A 20,782-nucleotide genomic window follows, 5' to 3' on the forward strand; every position below is an offset into this window, starting at 1 on the left:
ATGACCGAGATCTACACCAGTGCGCCCGCGGCGGCGATCGCTTCCTCGCTCGGGAAGCCGAAGGCAGGCAGGAGCAACACCGTCACGACCGCCGCGACGATGATGGCGGTGTACAGCCCGATCGGGTACGAGTCGATCTCGAAGGCCTGGGTCGGCTCCTCGAACCACAGCGCCTTGACGACCCGCGAGTAGTAGAACAGGCTCAGGGCACTGGCGATCGCGCCGACCGCGGCCAGCCACCACACGCCTGCGTTGACAGCCGCGCCGAAGAGGACGTACTTCGAAAGGAAGCCCGCGCCGACGGGCAGGCCCGCGAGGCTGAACAGGAAGATCGTCATCGCCACGGCGGCGACCGGGGCTTCCCGCGCCAGGCCGTTGTAGTCCTCGAAGGTCCGGCCGACGTCCCAGTACTCCGCCAGCGCGACGAACATGAACGCGCCGGTGTTCATGAACCCGTAGACCAGCAGGTGGAGCATGCCGGCCCCGAGCACCAGGCTACCGTCGGCCTGTGGCGTCAGCGCCGCAAGCGAGATCAGGACGTACCCCGCGTGACCGATCGAAGAGTACGCGAGCATCCGCTTGACGCTCCGCTGGGTCGCCGCGGCGAAGTTCCCCAGCACCATCGTGGCGACCGCCAGGATCTGGAAGAGGAGCAGCCAGTCGATGGTGCCGCTGATGAGGTCATAGGGGAACGCGGTCGTGAAGAGCCGGAACGCGAGGACGAATCCGGCGGCCTTCGACGCCGAGGAGAGGAACGCCGAGATCGGCGTCGGCGCGCCCTCGTAGGCCTCGGGGGCCCAGAAGTGGAAGGGGACGCTCGCGGTCTTGAAGGCGACGCCGCCGGCGACCATCACGACGCCGACGCCCAGAATGCCGGCCGGGGCATCGCCGAGTGCGCCCGCGACCTCGGTGAACGCGAGGTGGCCCGTCGCGGCGTAGACCAGGCTGATCCCGTAGACGAGGATCGCCGAGGACAGCGCACCGACGAGGAAGTACTTCAGCCCGCCCTCGACGCTGCCCTTGTTGTCCTTCAGCGAAGCCACCAGCGCGTAGGAGGGAAGACTCGCCAGTTCCAGCGCCAACAGTGCCGTCGCGAAGCTGTTGACCGCGCCGAGCAGTGTCATCCCGGTCGCCGCCAGGAAGAGTAGCGAGAAGTACTCCGCCCGGTAGGGCACGCCAGTATAGTAGTCGTAGCTCCCGAGAACGACCAGTGCGAGGACGCTGGCGACGATCGTCCCGAAGAACAGCGTCATCCCGTCGACGAGCAACTGATCGCCGAACAGTTCGATCGCGGCCGGATTCCCCGTGCCGGCGACCAGGAACCAGACGTTGAACGCGAGTGCGGCGAGTGCGCCGGCGAGTCCAACGCCAGTGAGAAGACCGGTGTTCGTCGTGTCGGGTTCCGGCTCGATGCTGTCGATCACGAACAGGGCAAGCGCCGTCAGCCCGAGTACGAGCGCGGGTGCGAGCGCGGCCCACTGTGGGAGTTCTATGGCTGCCATCAGACACCACCTCCGAGTTCGACGATGGGCGCAACCGCGTCCTGGATCATCCCGTAGAACAGGTCAGGATGGATCCCGAGGATAATCACACAGGCGAGCAGGACGAGCAACGGCGCAACGTCCTGGACTGGTGCGCGAGAGAGTTCGTAGTCGGTCGCGAGGTCGAACGGCCCGAACAGCGCCCGCTGCATCGCAAAGAGGAGGTAGCCGGCGACGATCACGATACCGAACATCGCGCTGGCGGTGAACAGCGGCGCGCCCGGGAGCACGTCCGATGGGAACGCGCCGATGAAGATCAGCGCCTCCCCGATGAACCCACTCATCAGCGGCAGCCCCATGTAGCCGAAGGCCGCCGCGACGAAGATCCCCGCGGTCACCGGCAGTCGATCCGCCAGCCCGGACATGTCGCCGACCATCCGGGTGTGGGTCTGGTTGTAGACCACGCCGACGACCATGAACATCAGCCCGGAGATGAATCCGTGGCTGACCATCTGGAAGGTCGCCCCGCCCACGCCGTGGACGGTGTAGGCGATCAACCCGAGCAGGACGTAGCCCATCGACGAGATCGAGGAGTACGCCACGATCCGTTTGAGGTCGCGCTGGGCCAGCGCGAGCATCGCGCCGTAGATGACGCTCACGACGGCGAAGATCCCGATGATCGTCGCGTTGGCCGCCGCGACGTCGGGCAGCATGGTGAAGTTGAACCGCAGCAGGGCGTAGGTCCCCATCTTCAGGAGGACGCCCGCGAGCAGCACCGACACCGGCGTCGGCGCTTCGACGTGGGCGTCCGGCAGCCAGGTGTGGACCGGGACGATCGGGACCTTGACCGCGAACCCGGCGAACATCGCGAGGAAGGCTGTCGCCTTCAGTGCATCCGGCTCCAACCCGGCGAAGCTACCGAGCGCACCCTCTTCCTGGAGCGTCTGGGCGATCACCGGCAGGTCGAGGCTGGCGACGCTGTCGCCCAGCCCGAACACCAGCGCGATGAACCCGATGAACATCACCAGGCTCGCCACGTTGGTGTAGACGAAGAACTTGATCGCGGCGTACTTCCGGCGCGGGCCGCCCCAGATCCCGATCAGGAAGTACATCGGGACCAGCACGACCTCCCAGAAGACGAACCACAGGAAGAAGTCCAGTGCGGCGAAGACGCCCAACAGTCCCGCCTCGAGCAGGAGCACCAAGGCGTAGAACTGCGACTCCCGCTCGTCGATCGGCGTCCAGGCCGAAACGATCGCTGCCGTCGTGAGGATCGTCGTCAGGACCAGCAACGGCAGGCTCACGCCGTCGAGGCCGACGTGCCACTGCAGCGCGTACGGCCCCAGATCGAACCAGGCGAACTGGGTCTCGAAGGCGGGATCGTTACCGAGCAGGGCATTGCTCGCCCCGTCGAAGGCCGACCACAGGTAGAGGCTCCCGCCGAGCGGGACGAGGCTGAGGACGGCAGCGAGTTTGCCGGCGTAGCGGTTCGGGGCCAGCGCAACGACACCGGCACCGACCAGCACGCTCACGAGGAGGGCTTCGAGCAGCATTAGAACCACCCCCCGAGCAGTGCGAAGGCGACCAGCAACGCGACCAGCCCGAGCGTGACCAGCGAGGCGTAGTTGGTCACGACGCCGGACTGGATCCGGCGGACGCGCTCGCTGCCGAAGAGGCTCACGCTACTAGTGGCGTTGACGACGCCGTCGACGATACTCTGATCGAATGTGTCGGCCGCGCGGGCGATCGGTACCGTCACGCCCCGGGCCAGCCAGACCTGATACTCGTCCTGGTAGTAGTTGTTCATGAGCAACGTCTTGAGGCCGCCGAGCCGGTCCGTGTGTTCCTCGGGATCCGGCACGGCATAGAGTCGATAGGCGATGCCGGCCCCCAGGAGAGCGAGGCCGAGCGAAACCGCTGCGCCCGCGAGGACGGTTCCGACCTCGCCGAGCGGGTTCTCGGCCGTGTAGTGCGCGTAATCGTGGAGCAGCACTTCGTAGTGATGAACCGAGAGTAGTTCCGTGGCGCTCCCCAGCCAGTCGTGGAGGAAGGTCAGGTGGACGCCCGTAACCTTCTCGACCGGCGCGAGGTTGATGACGCCGCCGACGGCCGCCAGGATCCCGAGCACGGCCAACGGGAGTTTGACGTTCCACCGGACCGCATGGGGGTTCTCGGCCGTCTCCGTCCGGGGCTCGCCGTGGAAGGTCAGCAGGACCATCCGGAAGGTGTAAAAGCCGGTGAAGGCGACGGCGGCCAGTCCCATCGCGTAGCCGGCGAGCAGGAGCGGCGAGCCGCCCAGCCCGTGGATCAGCGTCTCGTAGAGCACCTCGTCTTTCGACCAGAAGCCGGCAAAGGGGAAGATGCCAGCAAGCGCGAGCGAGCCCGAGAGGAACGCGTAGTAGGTCACGGGCATCTTGTCTTTGAGCCCACCCATGTCCCACATGTTCTCGTTGTGGTGCATGGCGATGATGACCGACCCGGCACCCAGGAACAGCAGCGCCTTAAATATCGCGTGGGTCGTGAGGTGGAAAACCGCCGCGACGTACCCGCCGCCGCCCAGCGCGAGCATCATATACCCGTACTGGGAGATCGTCGAATAGGCGAGCACCTGCTTGAGTTCCTGTTTGACCAGCGCCATCGACGCCGCAAAGAGCGCGGTGAATCCGCCGACGAGGGCGATCACGCCCAGGGCGGTCGGGGAAAGCAGGTAGAAGCCGTACATCCGCGCGACGAGGTAGACGCCGGCGGCGACCATCGTCGCCGCGTGGATCAGCGCCGAGACGGGGGTCGGACCCTCCATCGCGTCAGGGAGCCACGTGTGTAGCGGGAACTGGGCGGACTTGCCGATCACACCGCCGAGCACCAGCAGACCAGCGAGCGTAATGGCCGTCTCCGCACCCAGGCCATAGAAAGTCTGGCCCCCGTCGATCGCATGCTGGGCGAGTTTCGGGAAGCCCTCCTCGCCGACGAACAGCCCGGTGCCGAACATCGAGAGGATGGCGACGGTGCCCACGAGGAAGAAGTAGTCCCCGAAACGGGTCACGAGGAAGGCTTTCTTCGCGGCCGACGCCGGCCCGGGTTCGCGGAACCAAAAGCCGATCAGCAGGTACGAACACAGCCCGACGAGTTCGAAGAACATGAACGCCATCAGGAGATTGTCCGCGAAGACGAAGGCGAGCATACTGAAGGCGAACAGCGAGAGCTCGGCGTAGTACCGCCGGAGGCCGCCCTCTCCTTCGTCGTTCATGTACCCGAGCGAGAAGACGAAGACCAGCAGGGCGATCAACGAAACGAGGGTGAGCATCAGCGCCGAGAGCGGATCGATCAGGATGCCGAAGTGCAGACTGATCGCGCCCTCTCCGGAGAGGAACGTATAGAGTTCCGCGTGGTACGGATCGCCGTTGGCCACGGCCACCAGCGAAAGCGCCGAGAGGACGAGCGAGCCCCCCAGCGCGGCGATGCCGGCCAGCGCGCCGCGCTTTGGCAGGTAATTGCCGCCGAGCAGCACGACGACGAAGGCGGCCAGCGGGAGCAATGCGATCGCCGGAGCGAAGTCAAATATTCCTGTCATGTTACCACCGCATCGTCGTCGGAACGGTCACGTCGATATCACCGAAGTTACGGTACAGGACGAGGATGATGCCGATGCCGACTGCGACCTCGGCGGCGGCCAGCGCCATCACGAACAGTGCGAACACCTGCCCCGTCAGGTTGCCGTAGTGCAGCGAGAACGCCACGAAGTTGATGTTCGCGGCATTGAGCATCAACTCGACGGACATGAGGAAAATCAGGGCGTTCCGGCGCGTCAGCACGCCGAAGACGCCGATAGCGAAGACAGCAGCCGACAGCAGGAGGTACGGAATGACACCGACCATCACTGATCACCACCATCGTTCCCGGAGAGTACCGAGCCGTCTTCGTCCCGGGCGAGCAAGATCGCGCCGTCAAGCGCCGCGTCGAGAACGACGGCGATCAGGACGAACGACACCAGAAAGCCCTCGGTGACAAGGGCGGACTGGCCGGCCATGTCGAACAGCGCGTAGCCGATCCCCTCAGTGATGCTGAGGTCGGCCTCGAAGCCGGCCGCCTCGGGGAAGTTCGCGGTGACGAACACCGCAGCGAGGACGGCGAACAGCGCGATCGCCGCCACGCCGTGGCTCGCCCGCAGGTCCGTCGCCAGACGGGGACGGCTCACTGTGCCACCCCATCCGAGTCAGGATCATTGCGGCGCGTCAACATGACGGCGAAGCTAATCAGGATGAGGACGCCGCCGACGTACACCAGTACCTGCATCGCGGCGACGAACGGTGCCTGGTTCATGACGTAGAAGACGGCGACGCTGAGCAGGGCGATACCTAGCATCAGCGCCGCGTGCCAGACGTCACGTACCAGCACGACCCCCAGGCTGGCACCGACGGTCGTCAGTGCGAACAGCCCAAAAGCGATCAGTTCGAGTACTCCCATGCTACTACCCCAATGCGCCCGCACGCCCTTTGAAGATTACCTTATCGTTCAAAGATTCCGGCAATTACAGCCGACATCACGGCTAGGAGCCTGTCGTCCACCAGAAATCAGGATGATCTGTTTTGACAGAATTCGAAAATATGCCGCTCAGTAATCGCCGAGGACCCCGAGACGCCGCGCCCGCCTGGTCGCCAGGACGAACGCGAGATAACCGGCCCCGAGATAGAAGCCGGCAGTCCCGACCAGAATCGCGAGCGCGAGCGGGTCGAGTTCCCAGAGTCTGTCGCCGTCCCGCATGACGACCTGCAGGAGCGCACTCCCCTGGACCAGCGGGAGGATTCGCGTCCAGGGTATCTCGAACACCGGCGCGGAGATCAGCCCGATAAACGCGAACTGGAGGAGGTTCGCCACGTTGTTGATACGCTTATACAATACGCTCAGCCCACCCATCGCCAGCCCGAGACCGAACGCCGAGGCGACCGCGAGGGCTGCCACGACGACCACAGTCACGAGCGGCAATTCGAGGCTCCGGCCAGTCATCACGAGCATCGCCGCCAGCACGACCGCAGACGTGAGAAACGTCCGGAGGACGACGGCGATCGACTTCGCGAGGATCACCGGGCCGAAGCCAAAGGGCGTCATGAAGTGCCGCTCCAACGTGCCCCAACCGGCCTCGGCCTGGACGTCGTTCGTGATCCCGAAGTACGCCCCCTGGGCAAGCGTCCACAGGAAGTAGCCCACGATCAACCCCTCGATGGTATCGTCGATGGCCTGGCCGGCGACCAGCCGCCCGCCGTAGAAGATAAGGCCGAAGAAGATCAGGGCCATCAGGATCCCGGTCGCGGCGTTGACGGGATATCGGAGCCAGATCACCAGGTCCCGGTGGATCACAGCCTTCATGAGGTGGTAATACCCGCCAGATCGTGGGGGTTCGTTGCCGGCAGTCGCGCGCCCTCGACCAGTGTCACCATTAGTCATTGGTCTGTCCCTCCCGTAGCCCCGTTGGCCAGCGAATCACCGTTTCCGGTCACTTCGAGGAACGCCTCCGCGAGGTCCGGCTGGACCGTCTCGACGCCGCCGAGTTCAACGTCGGCCGCCTCCAGCGCGTCGGTCAGCCGATAAAAGGTCGCCGAGTCGGCCGCCACTTCGAAGCGAACACGGCCGTCCAGCCGTTCGACGGCCGACAGCTCGAATCGATCCTGGAGATCGGCAAGCGTCGGCTCGTCCAGCCCGCGGGCCGTGATGCGATAGCCCGTCGTCTCGAAGCCGTCGAGCAGATTCGCCACCGTGTCATCGACGACGATCCGTCCCTGGTTCATGATGATCACCCGATCACAGACGGCTTCGATGACGTCCATGTCGTGACTGGAGACGAACAGCGTCAGCTCGCGCTCCTCGACCAGCCTGACCAGCTCGCGCTGCAGCGTCAGCGAACTCTCGACGTCCAGTCCGAGCGTGGGCTCGTCGAGGAAGGCGACCGAGACGTCACCGGCGAGGACGCTGGCCAGCGAGACTTTCTGTTTCATGCCTCGCGAGAGGTCACGGACCTCCGTGTCGGCCTCCTCGGCGATGTCGAACGCCTCCAGTAATTCGGTATGGCGATCATCAAGTGTGTCCGGATCGTTGCCGCGGATCGCCGCGAAATACCGGAGGTTCTCCCGAACGGTGAGCCGCCAGTAGTCGTTGCGAGCACCCTCCAGCATCGCGTCGACGTGTTCGTACGCCCGACGTGGGCGGTCAGCGACGTCAACTCCCTGAATCCGAACGTCGCCCTCGTCGGGGAGAACCAGCCCCAGGATCGACTTGATCGTGGTCGTCTTGCCCGCGCCGTTTGGGCCGAGCAACCCGACGACTTCGCCGGGTTCGACCGTGAAAGAGACGTCGTCGACCGCGGTGACTTTGTCCTCGCCGCTGCCGAAGGTCTTCGACAATCCATCGACGGAGAGCGCGGCTGTCTCTGGAGTGAGCGCCTGCTCGCCATCGGTGGTGGTGTCTGGGGGTGGTCCGTCGGAGGCGTGATCAACGTTGTGGCGGGAACCCGACATCGGTGTCGTCCCGCCGTTCACCGGCCGGTGAAGTAAAAGTACATGTCTGTCACGGCTTCGACTCGCGGTCCGCACGTCGACGCCTGGCGACGAAGTGTCCAGGAGCAACCAGTCAAGTGTGTCGGTGGGCACTTCAACGCCGAACGTCGACTGTGTCCCATGGAGATCACCGTCTTCCTCCTCATCGCCCTGGCGTTGCTGGTCGGCGGCGTCATCGGGAGTTTCGTGCCGATGGTCCCCGCGGGCCTGCTCTCGATCGGTGGGATCGTCGTCTACTGGTGGAGTACCGGCTACGTGACCCCCGGGCCGTTCGTCCTCGTCGGCTTCCTCGCCGTCGGGGTGCTCGTCGTCGTGGTGGACTACCTGGCGGGCGCGATCGCCGCAAAAGCCGGCGGTGCCTCGACGCTCAGTAGCGTCGCCGGCGCGGTCGTCGGCGTGCTGTTGTTCTTCCCGCTCGGGCCGGTGGGAATCGTCCTCGGCATTACGGCCACCGTCTTCGTCCTCGAACTCTACCGGGGGAGAGCGCGGGGAGAGAGCCTGAAGGCCGCCGCCTACGCTCTGGTTGGCACCCTTGGATCGAGCGTGATGCAGTTCGTCCTGACGCTGTCGATGCTGGTGGCGTTTCTCATTGGGCTCGTAATCTGAGGTCGGTCGGTGCCCCGAAAGCTATCGGCTTGGCGATCTCGGATCTCGTTCGTCACGAGACCTCGCGCTCGAAGACGAGCCCAATCGTCGTGCCGTTGCGCGCGATCGTTTCCGTGAGGTGCCATCCTTCGCTCGCGTACTCGTTGATGATGGCGTCCAGATCGCCGATCGATTGCTTGTTCCCTTCCGTTTCGTGGAGTGTGTAGACGTATTGCTGGTCCGACATACTAGACAGAAGGGTCTCCAGGCCCAAAAGAACCGACCCGAATGCGGGTTTCAAGCAGCGGACCTCGCTCCGCTCGGTCCCGCGAAACGCGGCCTTCGGCCGCGTATGCTTCCTACTGATAGTCGACTTCGCCTTCACCTTCACCGATCCAACTGCCACGGTCCGGCTCCCGGGACTCCAGCGGGTCAATGTCCTTGTACCACGGGACGTTCTTGAGTTCCTCCTTGTCGTAGGCGAGATCGTCCTTCGTATCGCCGACGAACTCGAAGTTCTGTGTGAGCACGATGGCGTCGGTCGGACAGACCTCCTCACAGAGCCGGCAGTAGATGCACTGGCCGACGTGAAGGTTGTACTGCTCGCCGTTGCGCTGGTCGTCCATCACGATCTGGATGGTGTCGTTTGGGCAGACGTTTTCACATTGACGACACCAGATGCACCGTTCCTGGCTGTACTTGTGGACACCCCGGAACCGCGGGCTGACTTCCGGTGCGGTCTCGGGATACTCGACGGTGAACGTCTTGCCGTCGAGGGCGTGTTTCATCGTCGTTGCCATACCTTTGAGGACGCCGATCATGTCATGTCACCACCAGTGTAAACGCGTGTCGGGGACCCGTCAGCGAACATCAGGCGACCACCCCGACGATGATCGCCGTCAGCAGCAGATTTATCAGCGCGAGCACGAGCATCACCTTCCAGCCGATCTCGATCAACTGGTCGATCCGGACGCGGGGGACTGCCGAGCGCGCCCACTGCGTGAACAGGAACACGCCCCAGATCTTGATGAGGAACCAGACGATCCCCGGCAGGAGTGGGCCGGCCGGGCCGCCGAGGAACAGCGTCGCGACGATCGCCCCGCCGAGAAAGATGTGGATGAACTCCCCAAGGTAAAACAGGACGAAGTAGACACTGGAGTATTCGGTCTGATAGCCGGCGACGATTTCAGTCGGCGCTTCGGGGATGTCGAAGGGGTTGCGGCCGACCTCGGCAAGGTTCGCCAGCATGAACAGCGCGAACGCGAAGGGGTTGATGAACGCGAACCAGTTCGGGATCGCCACCGGCCCGAGCGAGAGGAACGTCCCCTGCTGGGCGGCGACGATCTCGCTGAGTCGCAACGAACCCGCGAAGATAACGACGGACGCGCCGGTCAAAACCAACGGGATCTCGTAAGCGAGGTTCTGGGCGACCGCACGCAGCCCGCCGAGAAAGGAGTACTTGTTGTTCGAAGCGTACCCGGCCATCAGCAGGCCGAGCGACGCGATCGACGCGACGGCGAAGACGTACGCCAGCCCGATCTCGGGGTCGGCGACCTGGATGCCCGACCCCATCGGAATCACGGCGAACCCGAGCAGCGCCGAGGAGGCGAGGAGGATTGGCGCGAGATCGTAGGCCGGTCGGTCGGCCTTCTCGGGGATGATCAACTCCTTGGAGAGCAGCCGGACGGAGTCGACGACGATCGTCCCAATCCCCATCGGCCCGATCCGATTGACCGAGATCCGGTCGGTGAACGCCGCGGTGATCTTCCGCTTCGCCCATGGCCCCGCGAGTGCCGCGTTGAGCAGGACGATCGTGGCGACGAGTGCCGCCGCAAGCAATCCGGCCAGCAAGACCACGAGCGGGTTCGCGGCGTCGAGTCCGAGCGAGCCCAGCACGTCGGCGATGGTGTCGGTCAACGTCGTTGCCTGCAGGATCATCACCGATCCACCTCCCCGAGCACGATGTCGAGGCTGCCGAGCGACGCCACCATGTCAGGGATGTACTCGCCCTCGGACATCACCGGCAGCGTCTGGAGATTCGAGAAACACGGACTCCGGATCTTGAACCGCGCCGGCTTGTCCGTGCCGTCGCTACGGATGTAGATGCCGAGTTCACCCTTCGCACCCTCGACCGCGCGGTAAACCTCCTTGTCCGGATCCGGTCGGAGGGTCCGCGGGACGTTCGACTGGATAGTGCGATCGTCTTCGGGCCAGTCCTCGAGCAGGTCGAGACACTGTCGGATGATCTTCGCGGACTCCTCGACCTCCTGAAGCCGGACCAGAACCCGGGCGTAGTTGTCCATCCCGTCCTCGGTCACGACGTCCCAGTCGAGTTCGTCGTAGTAGCCGTAGGGATCGTCACGACGAAGGTCGTAATCGACGCCCGAGCCGCGAGCAACGGGCCCGGTCGCGCCGTAGGACTTGGCGACCTCCGGCGGGAGGACGCCCGTGTCGATACACCGCATCTGGAAGATCTCGTTGCCCGTGATGAGGTCGTGGTACTCCTCAAGTCGCTCGGGGAGCTCATCGGTGAATTCCCGAACCTTCTCAAGATACTCCTGGCGGGGTTCGGGCAGATCCCAGGCGACGCCGCCAAGCCGGAAGTAATTGAACATGAGCCGCTGGCCAGTGAGGTCCTCGAGCAGGTTCTGGACGACTTCCCGGTCCCGCACGGCGTACATGAAGATGACCGTGAAGTCCCCGTAGAGGTCCAGCCCGAAGGTCCCGACCGCGAGCATGTGGGCCGCGATCCGGGTCAGCTCGGCACTCATCGTCCGGAGGACCTGGGCGTACTCCGGGACGTCGATGTCGGCCAAGTCCTCGGCTGCGCGGGCGTAGGCCCACTCGTTGAGCAAGCCACCGGGCGTGTAGTCCCACCGGTCGGGATAGGGCATGATCTGGTGGCGGTAGGTGCCCTGCTGGCACATTTGCTCCTCGCTCCGGTGGAGATACCCGATATCGGGGTCGAGATCGACGATCTGCTCGCCGTCCAGCACCGTCTTGACGTGGAGGACACCGTGAGTCGCCGGGTGGTGTGGCCCGATATTGACGAACATCGTATCGGGATCCTGGGGGCTCTGTTTGTCCTCCTGCAGGGGATTGGCGTGCTCTCGAAGGGTGACGACCTGTGGTTGGGTCTGGTTGTACTCATTCGAGAGCGGATGGCCCTGCCAGGTTTCGGGGAGGAGAATCCGGCGGAGATCCGGGTGCTCGTCGTACTCGATGCCCACGAGGTCGTAGGCCTCCCGCTCGTGCCAGTCGGCAGTGTCGAACACCGACGCGCCCGACTGACTCACCGGCTCCTCTGAACTCGTCGGAACGACGACGCTGAGTTCCTGGGTCGGGTCGTCGTACTTCTTGAGGTGATAGATCGACTCGTAGCGGTCGTCGTACTCCTGGGCGGTGACGGCCGAGAGGTGATCGAAGCCGGCCCGTTCCTTCAGCGTCGAAAGGACGTCTTCGACCTCGTCGGGCCGGATCACGAACCCTTCGGCGTTGACGTGTTCCTCGCGATCGAGGACGTGGTCGCCGAGGAGATCGGCGAGTTCGTCGTAGTCCAGTCCGTCCTCGGTCACGCCGACGTCCGGTTCGGCCGGCGAGCGTTCCTGTAAACTCATGGCGAATCAGCCCAGTTGTACCGCATGACGAGATCGTCCTCGTCGATCTGGTCGGCGAGTTTCTCGACGATTTCGTCCTGTTCGAGGTCGCCGAACTCCTCGAGTTCGTAGGGCTTGACGACCACGGGGGAGGACTCGCCGTTGGCGATCCGCTCCTGGAGTTTGGCGACGCCGTAGATCAGCGCTTCGGGACGGGGCGGACAGCCCGGAATCTGAATGTCGATCGGGATGACCTCCTCGGCCCCCTTCACGACGTTGTAGCCCTCCTGGAAGGGGCCGCCGGAGATCGTACACGACCCCATCCCGATGGTGAACTTCGGCTCGGGGACCTGATCGTAGACGCGCTTCATCCGCGGGGCGAACTTCGAGACGATGGTTCCGGGGACGATCATCACGTCGGCCTGCCGTGGCGAGGCGCGGGGCACACCGGCGTGGAAGCGATCGAGGTCATGTTTCACCGAGTAGGTGTGCATCATCTCGATCGAGCAACAGGCGATCCCGAACTGCAGCATGAACATCGACGACCCCCTGGCCCAGTTCATGAACTGGTCGAACTTCGTGAGGATGAACGGTGTCGAGCCCAGCGCCTCACGCAGCCGTGAGTTGAACCGGTCGTCGACCCCCTCGCCCATCCGGGCCTCGCGTGTGGATTTCGTGCCGGTACTCTCGGACTGCTGTGTGTTCTGACTCATACTATGATTCGACCCGTTGTCGGCTCGCGCGCTTGCTGGTCACCCATCTGACGGCCCCGTTGCGCCACGCCCAGCCGAGACCAACGGCGAGGATGGCGATGAACCCGACCATCGGCGCAAGCGCTCGCCAGAGGCCGACCGCCTCGACGGCGTCGCCGTAGATGACCGTCCAGGGGAAGATGAGGACGGTCTCGATGTCGAAGACGACGAACAGCAACGCGACCATGTAGTACTGAATGTTGAACTGGATGCGGGTACCGCCGGTCGGCACCTCGCCGCTCTCGTAGGTGGCTCGTTTGCTCTGTTCGGGGACGCTCGGGCGGATCAACGCCGAGATGGCAATCATCGACAACGGAATTACCAGCCCGACGACCGCCAACGCCCCGATCGCGATCCAGGGATTGCTCATTCGATCTCTCTGGGTCGGTTTGGGAGCGGTCCCACATAAGGGTTCAGTGTTCCGGCGGGAATCGCGGGCAATAGCGGTCGATGTTGCCGTTTTCCGGAGAATTAGCGATCGTTGAATGCCCGACAGGTGTGTCCGGAGCGAGTCGGTCGCCGAAGGGCTGACACGACTGGTCTGCTGTATCGTGTCGGGGAGCCTTAGGTGTCTCTGAATCCGGGCGTTCCGCGTTCGTGGAGGTCCCGCGAGACCTCGCCGACACCCTGCTGTAACCCCTCGTGGTACGCGAGGAGGCGCTCCTGGAGTTCGGGATGCTGCCGGGCGAGGATCTGGACAGCCGATAAAGCGGCGTTGAAGGATTTCCCGGCGTCGACGGCCACGATCGGCGCGCCCTGTGGCATGCCGATCACCGACGGGAGGGATTTCTCCTGAACGGGGACGCCGATGACGGGCAGTGGGTAGGCGATCGAGGCGGTCATGTTCGGCAGGTCGGCGCTCTTGCCGCCCGCGCCGGCGATGATGACGTCAAGGCCCCGATCCTCGGCCGTCTCGGCGTAGGTGTACATCAACTCCGGCGTCCGGTGGGCCGAGACGACGAACGTCTCGAAGGTAAAGCGTGCCTCGGGCGCGGTCTCGTAGTCGGTCTGCTCTTCGAAGCCGAGTTCCTCGGTCAGCACGTCGAAGGCCCCCGGCCGGCCGGATTCGGAGCCGGCCATCACGTCGAGATCCGAGTCCGAGCCCATGATGATCCCGATCTCCGGTGTTGCCTCGACCGGGCGATCCATTGCTGCCTCTGCTTCGAGCTGGTCGATCAACGACTGGACGCTCTCGCTCGTCATGAGCGAGTGTGCTCGCGGAGGTAGCCTAAGCGTGTCGGGATGGAGTCAGATGTCGTCCCAGTTCCTCAACTCGGCTGGAACGTCAGCTCGTCGCGAACGTCACGCGTCCGTTCGAGTAGCTCGCCCGGATCGGCGTTGTCATCTCCGACGGCAGTGACGTGGCCCATCTTCCGCAGGCGATAGACCTCCTCTTTCCCGTAGTAGTGCATCGACGCGCCGTCGGCTTCGAGCACCGATTCGAGATTCCGGAGCGTCGCTTCCTGTCGGTCGTCGACGTCACCCAGAATATTCCCAGTCACCGTCGGCGAGCGGCGATCGGTCGCCCCGAGCGGCCACCCGACCACGGCCCGGAGGTGCTGTTCGAACTGGGAGGTGAGCGCGCCTTCGATGGTCCAGTGGCCGGAGTTGTGCGGGCGAGGGGCGATCTCGTTGAGGAAGATCCCGTCGTCAGGCCCCTGGAACAGTTCGATCCCGAAGACGCCGCGGCCCTCCATGACGTCCAGCACGTCCAGGGCGACCTCCCGAGCGCGCTCGCGGACTGCCGGCTCGGCGCGGGGCGGCGAGACGGTCTCCCGGAGGATCTCCTCGCGGTGGATCGTCTCGGTGACGGGGAAGGTATCGCGCTCGCCGTCGCCCCGGACACCCATGACGGCGAGTTCGCGCTGGAAGTCGACGAATCCCTCGACCATCGCCGCCCCGGACGGATCGTCGAGAGTTGCACCGGGCGCGGCGTCGACAATGGTCTCGAAGGCGTCTTCCACGTCATCGGGCGTCTCGATCGGGACGTTGCCGCGGCCGTCGTAGCCACCTTCCCGGGCTTTCAGCATGGCTGGGTAGCCCAGTTCGTCGAGTGCATCGTGTAGCTCCCCGACGGAGTCGACACCGCGGAATTCGGGCACCGGAACCCCGGCGTCTTCGAGGCGGCGCTTCTGGACGAGTTTGTCCTCGATGAGCGACAGCGTTTCGGGCTTGGGATGGACGGGCGTCCCCGTCTCCTGGCTGACGGTCTGGAGCGCGCCAGTCCCGGCGAGTTCGATCTCGTACGTAATGTAGTCAGCGCGGTCGGCGAGTTCGGCAAGCGCGTCGGGATCGTCGAAGTCGGCGACGATCTGGTCGGCGACGACGGGCGATGCGGGCGCGTCGGGTGTGGGATCGACGACGATCACCTCGATCCCGAGCGGCGCGGCCGCCTCGCCGAGCATCCGGCCGAGTTGGCCGCCGCCGACGACACCGACGGTCGGGCCAGGTAGCGTAGTAGTCATTACTGGCTCGCGGTTTCACCAGCGCGGGCAAAAGGATTGCCTTGCCGACCGAACACGAGCGAGGTGACACCTCTACCGATCCACTCTCACTCCGCAGAGACGTCCTCGTGGACGTAAATTGTCGCTTCCGAGCCGTGCGTCCGGAGTCGATACGTGCGGGGCTGGTAGTCCGCTTCGAGCGCATCTTCGGGCACAGTGGCGTCACTCTCGCGCGTGATCACGATCGGGGGAGGATCCTCGGTCTCGATGCGCTCGATGAGACCGTCGCTGTCGGCGACACACTCGGTGTCGGCGTCGTAGGCGGCGAGATACCAGTTCAGCGGCAGTGTGTTGTCCCACTTCGTGCAGGTCGGCCGGAAGTCCTTGCTGGCTGTCTCTGAATCGCCCCTGACGAACGGTTCGCCGGAACGCGAGCCGTCGTAGACGATGACATCCGTCCCGGCGTGGGTGACAGCGGCCGTCTGCAACTGATCGAGCGTGGGGCGAAGGTCGTCGGCGGGCTGGCCGTACTGCACGAGCGGGTTGTCACCGGACCGATCGGCCGGCGGATACGCGCCAGGAACGGCTACCCACGCGACTAGCAGCGTGACGAGCAAGAGGACGACTGCGGACAGTCCAAGGTCGACCCGGTCGTGCCGTCGATAGGCGACCGTCGCCCACCGACCGACGATCCCGAGACCGACAGCCGCCGGGATCGACAGCGGGACGACGACGTGGACCATGTTCCACTTCCAGCCCGTGTCGATTGACAGTGTCAGCGGATAGCCGACCAGCGAAAACAGCGCCGCGAAGAACATGAACAGCACCAGCGTCCGGCTGCGTTCGGCGAGATATCGCTCATAGAGCACGCCGACGAGCCCGAAACCGAGGACGACCGGTGCCTTCGCCAGCAGACCGCCACCCATCGCGAACAACCGCGACAGGTACGGGACGGTTTTGGGATCGGAGCCCGATGCCGTCGCGTCGACTGCCGGCGGCCCCGGAAGGTCGATGAGGACGGCGTCCATTTTCGTGAATGCGAAGTACTCGCCGTTGGGATATATGACGTACGTGAGGGTATCGCTGACCAGATTCAGGATCCGCCACGGACTCGTGATCGCTGCCCAGAAACTCAATCCCTCCGGCGGCTGGTAGATCCCGTCGATGCCACCGCCACGCGTGGCGAACAGGAAGGTAAACAGCGCGATGGCCACGACTGCAATCCCGATGGTGTGGGTGGCATACTGCTGTCGATGCCGGATGTCGCCGAGTCGGCCCTTGAGGTGAGCGAACTTCGTCGCGATCAGGCCGAGGCCGCCGCGGTAGTTTCGGGGTCGGTAGAGTGCGACATCGAGGAGGATCGCTCCGGCCCCGAGCCACGTGAGGACGTACAGCGGCGCGTTCTCCTTGGACCCGATGCCAAGGACGATACAGATTGTTGCGGCATAGAGATACCGTATCCGGCGGGTATCGTAGAACCGAACGAGGAGGCCAAACGCGGTGAACATGAACGTCGCGACTAGCAGATCGCTACGCATGAACCGCGAATAGTACAGCAAGACGGCGTTAGCCGACAGCAATCCGGACAGGATGACGACCTCGACGTCCCGAAGGTGCTCACGATAGAGCAGTGCAGATACGGGGAGCAGGCCGCCGATGATCGCGACGGGGATTCGGATCGTGGTGTCGCTGGGACCCAGAATGCCGAAGAGATACCGCGAGAGGTGCTGGATCACCGGGCCGTGGGTGTGTGAGTTGTACGCGAAGCGGCCGGTCTCGAACGTGTAGTCGACCCAGTAGGCGACGCGGGCCTCGTCCCAGTGGGCAATCCGCGATCCCAGGATGGCAAAGCGGGCGAGCAACCCGATGGCCGTGATCGTGAGCACAGCAACCACGACCGGATGCTCGGCGACGAAGCTCCGATCCCGGGGACTGCCGTCGGCGGAGGGCGGATCGACAGCGTCTACAGCCTCGGCCATATCGCTTGCTGTGGCCCGGGAGGTTAGAATCCTTCCGATTGGCGGAGTGGCCGGGAGCGTCGATAGTCGAGCGGTACACCTTTACCCGCCGCGTGGTCATCACCCACCACGACACGCGGAAGCCGGGTCGTGACGGACTACAGCCGGCGACCGCACCAGGAGAGACTATACACATGGACTTCGCCGAACGTGTCACGAGAGTCGAACCGAGCGCAACCATCGCGATCAGCAACCTCGCCGCCGAGTTGGAGGCCGACGGCGTCGATGTCGTCGACCTGAGCGTGGGCGAACCGGACTTCGATACGCCCGAAAACGTCAAAAACGCCGCCAAGGAAGCCATGGATGCAGGCAACACTGGTTATACCCCCTCGGATGGCATCCCCGAACTCAAGGATGCCATCGTCGAGAAACTGCACGCCGACGGCCTCACCCAGTACGAGAGCGAGAACGTCCTCGTGACGCCGGGCGGCAAGCAGGCGCTGTACGAGGTCTTCCAGTCACTGATCGACGACGGGGATGAGGTCTGCCTGCTTGACCCCGCCTGGGTCTCCTACGAGGCAATGGTCAAACTCGCGGGCGGGAGCCTGACTCGCGTCGACACCGCCGCCCACGGTTTCGACCTCGAACCCGCGCTGGACGATCTGGCCGCAACCGTCAGCGACGACACCGAACTGCTGGTCGTCAACTCGCCGGGCAACCCCCACGGGTCGGTGTACTCCGACGCCGCCCTGGAGGGCGTCCGTGACCTGGCCGTCGAACACGACATCACCGTGATCTCCGACGAGATCTACAAGGAGATCACCTACGACGGCCGGGAAGCGACGAGTCTGGGCACGCTCGAGGGGATGGCAGACCGGACGATCACGCTCAACGGCTTCTCGAAGGCCTACGCGATGACAGGCTGGCGACTGGGTTACTTCGCCGGGCCCGAGGAACTGATCGAGCAGGCCGGGAAACTCCATTCCCACTCCGTGACCTGTGCGGTCAACTTCGTCCAGCACGCCGGCGTCGAAGCCCTCCGGAACACCGACGAGACCATCGAGGAAATGCGCGCGGCCTTCGAGCAGCGACGGGACATGCTCGTCGATCTGTTCGCCGAACACGGCAAAGACGTACCGGAGCCGGAAGGCGCGTTCTACATGATGCTTCCCGTGGATGGGGACGACCAGGACTGGGCCGAAAAAGCCGTCGAAGAAGCCCACGTCGCGACTGTGCCGGGGAGTCCATTCGGCACGCCGGGGTACGTCCGGCTCTCGTATGCGGCGAGCCGGGAGCGCCTTAGAGAGGCTGTCGAGCGACTGGCGGAAGCCGACTTGCTGTAGCGTCTTTCGTTCAGTATCGTATACGAAAAGTACTTAGTCTGTTCCGTTTCACCGACAGGTATGTCCCCAACTCGCCGCCAGGTCCTCCACGGGGCAGTGCCGACAGTCCTCGGACTTACAGGGTGTGTGAGCAGCGACGGCAACGAGAGCAACGACGACACCGACCCCTCCCATCGTGAGGCCGACCGCGCAACGGTCGAAAACTCCGGTCGCGTGTCGGATCCGTCTGTCGTGAAGCCCCGGAACCCCGACGGCCGGAGCGTCGTCGAACCGCCAGAGGACGATCCCGGCGACAGCTTTTTGATAGGTTCGACGGAGAAAGCGGATGCCCTGCAGTTCCAGCCGGGTGTGCCGTCTGAAGATGTGACCGCGACGCGGGAGTTCCTGAACGCGACGGACTTCAGCGAAGAGACCGTATACGTCACACACATCCGGCCCAAGTCCTGCTACCAGTACCGGATCCACTCGGTGAGCTGGCAGTACACCAATATCGAGTATGAGTACTGCAGTGAACTCCGGCCGCCCGACGAGCAGTGTGCGGCCGACACCCGGGTCGGCATGGCCCTTTGCTTTCGATTGCCGGCCGTCGTCGACATGGACGTCCACTCCGGCGGCTCGAGTGGCCACTTCCCGTGCGAGAGGAGCACCACTGATTGGGATGTCATCGAAAGCAATGGGACGGCGGGGAACAACACGACGACCGACGACACCGCGAGCGAGGACCGATGACCCGACAGTACACGCGCCGAAGCCTTCTCGCACTCGCTGCCGCGGGGGCGACTGCGGGCTGTCTGGGGAACAGTGAGTATTTCTGGGACGACCCGCCGGCCTTCGACCGCTCCGGCCTCGAATCGGTCACCGACCGACCGGTCCCGGATCGGCCCGCCGTCATTCCGGTGGCGCTGACCGAGTCCCAGCGTGGAGACCTCCGCGAGCGCGTCGAGAGCCGGCTGGCAACGGTCCCCGAACCGCTCACTGCTGAACGCCTCCCGAACGGAACGATCCGGGAGACGATCGTGGATCATCGGGCTGAAGCGCGATCGGCCCTCAAGGGGATGCGATCGGCGTCCGGAACTGTCAGGACTGTCGAGGCCGCCGCCCATGCCGCGGCACACGCCGGGCGCGCGGCGGCCATCTGGGCAGCCGTCCTTGTCGACCGGTCGCCGGCCGACGTCGTTCTCACGAACACCCAGGCGGAAGACAGGGTACGACGGGCTGAAGAGTCGCTACCGGGCCGGGCCGCCGACACCCAGTCGGCGGTCGTCGTCTACGGTGCCCTCGAGTCCGGGCTCTCCGAGGCAAGTCACGACATGCTCGCCGGGGGCACCACGAGTCCCCTCCGTGTCGGCCGATACGCCGCGACAAACGAGCGCGCCTGGGCGTGGACGACCGCAGCCGGATTCGTTCGGGACCGCTACGAATCGAGCCTGACGGATCCCGAGCCCGTCGGTGACGCCCTCGAGGAAGCCGTCGCCACGCTGGTTGAACCCACCAGAGAACGGTTGGTCGAGTTCCGGCCGTCGGAGTCGGACGAGAAGCTGTACAGACGGCCCGACAGGGACGCGCTCGTCGAGCGGGACGTCCGGCAAGGTGAGCCGGGAATGGCGCTATTGGGGGAGAAGCTTGACGAAGTATATCCCGACTACGACTTGCGAACAGTCGTCTGGTCCGACCAGCGATCCTACCCGGCCTATCGACTTCGCGAAACCCACTGGGTGTATGCCGCCCTCGACGCCCTCGAGACGGTGATCGCCCGTATCGACGACGGCGCGGATCTGTTCCCCCCAGACGCCGCGACTATCGAGAGCACGCGACAGGAGGCTATCGAGGCTGTCGAGACGTTGGTTGGATCCGATCAGCCACTGGATCGGTTCGTCGGATCCCGACTCGCCGAAACACTCACTGAAGCGGACGATGCACTGGCAGGAGCTGATGACGACATACAGACGGTGTCGAGCGCTCACAGCGAGTACGTCTGGACCCGGCTCGTGGCAGAGGCGGTGCCGGCTGCGACAGAGACGATCATAGCGGCGATCGACGGGTAATAGTCTCGACCGCAGACAGAACACATCTCA

Annotated in this window: 21 protein-coding genes; 4 read left to right on the forward strand and 17 right to left on the reverse strand. The window is 64.6% G+C overall.

Annotation, left to right across the window (positions count from 1 at the left end; translation table 11 throughout):
- Positions 1-11: 11 nt before the first annotated feature.
- The 8 genes from HUTA_RS03390 to HUTA_RS03425 form a co-directional block, all read right to left on the reverse strand.
- Positions 12-1,502, reverse strand: a complete 1,491-nt coding sequence (locus tag HUTA_RS03390) for an NADH-quinone oxidoreductase subunit N (protein ID WP_015788458.1) — start codon at positions 1,500-1,502, stop codon at positions 12-14.
- On the reverse strand, positions 1,502-3,034 hold the full coding sequence (locus HUTA_RS03395; protein ID WP_015788459.1) for a complex I subunit 4 family protein: 1,533 nt from the start codon (positions 3,032-3,034) through the stop codon (positions 1,502-1,504). The genes HUTA_RS03390 and HUTA_RS03395 overlap by 1 nt, the downstream gene beginning before the upstream one ends.
- Entirely contained in the window at positions 3,034-5,052 is a 2,019-nt protein-coding gene (nuoL, locus tag HUTA_RS03400; RefSeq protein WP_015788460.1) for an NADH-quinone oxidoreductase subunit L, read from the reverse strand. Before nuoL ends, HUTA_RS03395 begins: the two co-directional genes overlap by 1 nt.
- Position 5,053: 1 nt before the next feature.
- The gene (nuoK, locus tag HUTA_RS03405) at positions 5,054-5,356 is read right to left on the reverse strand and encodes an NADH-quinone oxidoreductase subunit NuoK (RefSeq protein WP_015788461.1); all 303 of its coding nucleotides are present in this window, start codon (positions 5,354-5,356) and stop codon (positions 5,054-5,056) included.
- A complete protein-coding gene (locus tag HUTA_RS03410) occupies positions 5,356-5,676 on the reverse strand; it encodes a hypothetical protein (RefSeq protein WP_015788462.1) in 321 nt (106 codons plus the stop codon). The genes nuoK and HUTA_RS03410 overlap by 1 nt, the downstream gene beginning before the upstream one ends.
- Positions 5,673-5,945 (reverse strand): NADH-quinone oxidoreductase subunit J, encoded by a 273-nt coding sequence (locus HUTA_RS03415; protein ID WP_015788463.1) that lies wholly within the window; start codon positions 5,943-5,945, stop codon positions 5,673-5,675. The genes HUTA_RS03410 and HUTA_RS03415 overlap by 4 nt, the downstream gene beginning before the upstream one ends.
- A gap of 147 nt (positions 5,946-6,092) precedes the next feature.
- Positions 6,093-6,923, reverse strand: coding sequence for an ABC transporter permease (locus HUTA_RS03420; RefSeq protein ID WP_015788464.1), 831 nt, complete (start codon positions 6,921-6,923; stop codon positions 6,093-6,095).
- Positions 6,920-7,990: an ABC transporter ATP-binding protein gene (locus HUTA_RS03425; protein ID WP_015788465.1), complete on the reverse strand. Its 1,071-nt coding sequence runs from the start codon at positions 7,988-7,990 to the stop codon at positions 6,920-6,922. Before HUTA_RS03425 ends, HUTA_RS03420 begins: the two co-directional genes overlap by 4 nt.
- A 42-nt stretch (positions 7,991-8,032) precedes the next feature.
- Between HUTA_RS03425 and HUTA_RS03430 the strand changes: the two genes are divergently transcribed.
- Positions 8,033-8,635: a DUF456 domain-containing protein gene (locus HUTA_RS03430; RefSeq protein WP_245529125.1), complete on the forward strand. Its 603-nt coding sequence runs from the start codon at positions 8,033-8,035 to the stop codon at positions 8,633-8,635.
- A 52-nt stretch (positions 8,636-8,687) separates the two neighbouring features.
- Here HUTA_RS03430 and HUTA_RS15205 read toward each other — a convergent pair whose 3' ends face one another.
- The 9 genes from HUTA_RS15205 to HUTA_RS03470 all read right to left on the reverse strand — a co-directional run bounded on the left by HUTA_RS15205 (position 8,688) and on the right by HUTA_RS03470 (position 17,385).
- Positions 8,688-8,861, reverse strand: a complete 174-nt coding sequence (locus HUTA_RS15205; RefSeq protein WP_015788467.1) for a DUF4177 domain-containing protein — start codon at positions 8,859-8,861, stop codon at positions 8,688-8,690.
- Positions 8,862-8,973: 112 nt separating this feature from the next.
- Positions 8,974-9,435 carry a NuoI/complex I 23 kDa subunit family protein gene (locus tag HUTA_RS03435; protein ID WP_015788468.1) on the reverse strand — a complete coding sequence of 154 codons (462 nt, stop codon included), beginning with the start codon at positions 9,433-9,435 and terminating at the stop codon, positions 8,974-8,976.
- Positions 9,436-9,484: 49 nt separating this feature from the next.
- The gene (locus HUTA_RS03440; RefSeq protein ID WP_015788469.1) at positions 9,485-10,552 is read right to left on the reverse strand and encodes a complex I subunit 1/NuoH family protein; all 1,068 of its coding nucleotides are present in this window, start codon (positions 10,550-10,552) and stop codon (positions 9,485-9,487) included.
- Positions 10,552-12,231: an NADH-quinone oxidoreductase subunit D gene (locus tag HUTA_RS03445; RefSeq protein WP_015788470.1), complete on the reverse strand. Its 1,680-nt coding sequence runs from the start codon at positions 12,229-12,231 to the stop codon at positions 10,552-10,554. Before HUTA_RS03445 ends, HUTA_RS03440 begins: the two co-directional genes overlap by 1 nt.
- Entirely contained in the window at positions 12,228-12,923 is a 696-nt protein-coding gene (locus HUTA_RS03450; protein ID WP_015788471.1) for an NADH-quinone oxidoreductase subunit B, read from the reverse strand. The genes HUTA_RS03445 and HUTA_RS03450 overlap by 4 nt, the downstream gene beginning before the upstream one ends.
- Before the next feature lies 1 nt (position 12,924).
- A complete protein-coding gene (locus HUTA_RS03455) occupies positions 12,925-13,332 on the reverse strand; it encodes an NADH-quinone oxidoreductase subunit A (RefSeq protein WP_015788472.1) in 408 nt (135 codons plus the stop codon).
- Between the two features lie 194 nt (positions 13,333-13,526).
- Positions 13,527-14,165 (reverse strand): 5-(carboxyamino)imidazole ribonucleotide mutase, encoded by a 639-nt coding sequence (purE, locus tag HUTA_RS03460; protein ID WP_015788473.1) that lies wholly within the window; start codon positions 14,163-14,165, stop codon positions 13,527-13,529.
- Between the two features lie 65 nt (positions 14,166-14,230).
- Positions 14,231-15,427, reverse strand: a complete 1,197-nt coding sequence (locus HUTA_RS03465; RefSeq protein WP_015788474.1) for a 5-(carboxyamino)imidazole ribonucleotide synthase — start codon at positions 15,425-15,427, stop codon at positions 14,231-14,233.
- A gap of 86 nt (positions 15,428-15,513) precedes the next feature.
- Positions 15,514-17,385, reverse strand: a complete 1,872-nt coding sequence (locus tag HUTA_RS03470; protein WP_015788475.1) for a flippase activity-associated protein Agl23 — start codon at positions 17,383-17,385, stop codon at positions 15,514-15,516.
- Between the two features lie 167 nt (positions 17,386-17,552).
- On the opposite strand from HUTA_RS03470, the gene HUTA_RS03475 reads away from it, so the two are divergent.
- Genes HUTA_RS03475 through HUTA_RS03485 form a run of 3 tightly spaced genes read left to right on the forward strand, consistent with a single transcriptional unit; the run spans position 17,553 to position 20,752 of the window.
- Entirely contained in the window at positions 17,553-18,707 is a 1,155-nt protein-coding gene (locus HUTA_RS03475) for a pyridoxal phosphate-dependent aminotransferase (protein ID WP_174256024.1), read from the forward strand.
- Between the two features lie 60 nt (positions 18,708-18,767).
- The gene (locus HUTA_RS03480; protein ID WP_015788477.1) at positions 18,768-19,436 is read left to right on the forward strand and encodes a hypothetical protein; all 669 of its coding nucleotides are present in this window, start codon (positions 18,768-18,770) and stop codon (positions 19,434-19,436) included.
- Positions 19,433-20,752: a hypothetical protein gene (locus tag HUTA_RS03485; protein ID WP_015788478.1), complete on the forward strand. Its 1,320-nt coding sequence runs from the start codon at positions 19,433-19,435 to the stop codon at positions 20,750-20,752. The genes HUTA_RS03480 and HUTA_RS03485 overlap by 4 nt, the downstream gene beginning before the upstream one ends.
- Positions 20,753-20,782: the final 30 nt, after the last annotated feature.

Source organism: Halorhabdus utahensis DSM 12940 (genome assembly GCF_000023945.1).
Classification (GTDB): Archaea; Halobacteriota; Halobacteria; order Halobacteriales; family Haloarculaceae; genus Halorhabdus; species Halorhabdus utahensis.